The 773-nt window shown below is 20.7% G+C and carries 1 protein-coding gene; it reads right to left on the reverse strand.

All coding sequences use genetic code 4. From position 1 onward, the window contains the following. Positions 1–20 precede the first annotated feature (20 nt). Positions 21–773, reverse strand: a 753-nt coding sequence (locus D9R21_RS07860; RefSeq protein WP_158614018.1) for a hypothetical protein, incomplete at its 5' end; no start/stop codon positions are given.

The following is a 773-nucleotide window of genomic DNA, read 5'->3' on the forward strand; positions in this document are numbered from 1 at the left end:
TAAATAACAAATTATTTAAATTATTTTCCATATAAAACACCTCTTAATTGATTACGATATTTATTTTTTAAATTACTTGGCTTATAACTATTAACTCTTGTTTTTGTTTTCTTAATTGTTTTAATAGTTTGATTAGTTTTGTAAAACATATTTTTAACTGGTGTTTTATATAAATTCTTAATATTTTTAACATCACTTTTTCGCTCTCGATATCATTTTTTATTATTAATTTCACCAGCAAAATTAAAATTAAAATGTCCAATCTTTAAATTATTAATAAACTTTTTAATTTGTTGTAATTTTTGAACTGTTGGTAATGTTAATTTAGTAGTTCCTTTGGGATATTTTTCTTTTAATGCTTGTGGTAATCGTTTTTTAATATAATCTCTTAAATGACTAGGTAATCATTTTCTTAATCAATAACGCCAAAATAAAGTCCCAGCATTAGATACAGCATTACTTAATAATTTTCATATTTCAACTGGAACACTAGGATAAACATAAGGTCCATAAAATTTCGGATGTTTTGCTGTTTTTGTATATATTAAAATAGTTAAATTACCTGTTAAAGTTAACTTATTTGTAATATTAAACATACCACTATCAAGTCAACTACTATTTAAAGGTTGTCAATTAGTATTTAAATAATTTTCATTTTTAAATTGTTCTCTATTTTTAAGATTATTATCTTTTTCTAATTGATTTAATATTTGTTGTATTTCTTTTTTATGACCTTTTTTAATTAAATCTAAATAAGTAAAAGGATTTAATCA

Origin of the sequence: Spiroplasma endosymbiont of Megaselia nigra, from assembly GCF_003987485.1 — a bacterium.
Lineage (GTDB): Bacteria > Bacillota_I > Bacilli_A > Mycoplasmatales > Mycoplasmataceae > Spiroplasma.